At 65.3% G+C, this 2,258-nt stretch carries 1 protein-coding gene; it reads right to left on the bottom strand.

The annotated features are described in order from the left end of the window. The coding region (locus tag BST27_RS30105; RefSeq protein ID WP_139805480.1) for a condensation domain-containing protein at nt 1–2,258 on the bottom strand (2,258 nt) is incomplete at both ends.

Below are 2,258 nucleotides of genomic sequence, written 5' to 3'. Positions count from 1 at the left end.
GTGCCGGTGGTTCCGGACGTGTAGATCAGGTAGGCGACATCGTTGGGGCCCGGCATCGTCAGTCCTGCGGCCGAATAGCTCTGCGCGTCAGCCACCTTGATGATCGGCAGGTCGTGGCCGTCGAGGCGGTCGGCCAACTCGGCGGTGGTGATCACCGCCACCGGGGCGGCATCGGCGAGCACGAACCCGACCCGCGCAACCGGCACCGCGGGGTCGATCGGCACATAGGCGGCCCCCGCCTTGAGCACCCCCAACATCGCCACGATCGCCTCGACCGAACGGGGCAGCAGCAACGCCACAAACCGGCCCGGACCCGCACCGGCCTCAACCAACAAGTGCGCCAACCGATTCGACGCCTCATCCAGCTCCCGATACGACAACGACGATCCCTCGAAAGTCAGCGCCACCGCCTCCGGCGTGCGGGCCACCTGCGCGGCGAACAACCCCGGCACCGACCCAGTGGTATCCGTCGGGCGGGCCAGCACCGACCGTCGACCCAACTCGGCCAACCGAGCATGCTCCGCCTCATCCAGCACATCGATCGCCGACAACCGCTGCGACACATCGGCGACCATCGCCGCCAACACCCGCTGGAACCAGCCGAGCATTCTGCGGATGATGGTTACGTCGAACACATCGGAGTCGAATTCCACGCGCAGACTTAACTCGTTTCCGGGAATGACCTGCACCGTCAGTGGGTAGTGATTGGACTCACGAACATCGAAATCTGTTACCTCCCAGTCGTGTTCAGCTGACAGGGTCGCGGTGTCGACGGGGTAGTTCTCGAGGACGAACAGGGTGTCGAACAATTGGTCGTGGCCGGAAAGGCGGTGCATCTCGCTCAGCGCAAGGTGCTGGTGGTCCAGAGTGCCTTCGTAGCGACTGTGCAACTGGCTCAACAGATCTGCGATGGTCGTGGTCATCTGGGCGGTGGCTCGTACCGGCACCGTATTGATCAACAACCCGACCATCGATTCGGAGCGGGCTAGTTCGGTGGGGCGTGTTGAGATCGTGGTCCCAAACACGACGTCACGCCGGCCGGTCACCCCAATCAGCAACTGCGCAAAGCCGGCCTGCAGCACCGTGTTCAGCGTGGTCTGAGACGAGCGGGCCAAGTCGACCAACGCTCGGGTCGTCTGCGCCGACAGGTGCAAACGTTCCACCCCACGCCGCCCCGTCCCCACGTGATCCGGCGACACCACCAAGGTGGGGGCATCGATCCCGGACAACACCTCGCCCCACGCAGCACGAGCGGCATCGACGTCACGACCGGCCAGCCAATTCACGTATCTGCGATACGGGACGGACGCGGGCAACCGCTGCCCCTGATAGGCGGCGAAGATCTCACCCAACAGAATCGGCAGTGACCAGCCGTCGAGCACAAAGTGGTGGTTGGTCAACACCAACCGATACCGCTCTGCGTAAGTACGGATCAACACTGCCCGGAATAACGTCCCGCCCAACAGATCACCGACCGCGGCCCGCTCCGCGCTAGATACCGCCGCGACCTGCTCGAGCACATCCACAGTGCCGTCGCTGCCGGTCAGATCGAGGTAATGCCATGGTGCCGTCGGATCCGCCTCGATGATCTGGACGGGTTCGGCGAATTGATCGGAAACCCGGGCCATCAGATGCGGGTGGCGCCCGACTACCCTTCGCACCGCGGCGCCAAGCCGGTGCGCATCAAGCGGACCGGAAAGGGTGACGCTCACCTGCACCGCGTAGACCTCGTCGCCACCCTGGGTCGTGACGGCGTGAAACAGCAACCCCTGCTGCAATGGCGTCAGCGGCAAAATGTCGTCGACCGGGTAGAGCCGGCACAGTTCATCGATCTGCTCTTGATTGAGCCGGGCGGGCGCGATGTCCGACGGACTCAGGCCGCCCCCGCCCTGGCGTACGTGGGCACAGATTCCCGACAGCGCCTCGAACCACAGGCCATTCAACCGCTCGACCTGCTCCGCACCGAATACCGAAGGCGCCCAGGTCCATTCGGCCTGCAGGCGCGGCCCGATGTGGGTATCGACGGTGGCGGCGTTGAGTTCCACACTGTGCGGCAACGGCATTGGTATGGCGGCCGCGGCACCGGCGACCTTCGACGCGCCCTCCGGGCTTAAGCCCCACCCGTCCCAGGACGCCGCGCCATCTCGGCCCACCCGGCCCAGGTAGTTGAATCCGATCACGGGGTCGGCGCCGCCCAGGTCGACCTGTTCGTTCAGATACCGCAGCACCCCGTAGGTCACACCTGGGGGCAGGGCACG

It is taken from the genome of Mycobacterium intermedium, from assembly GCF_002086275.1.
GTDB lineage: Bacteria > Actinomycetota > Actinomycetes > Mycobacteriales > Mycobacteriaceae > Mycobacterium > Mycobacterium intermedium.
This window is presented reverse-complemented; position numbering and strand designations above follow the sequence as displayed.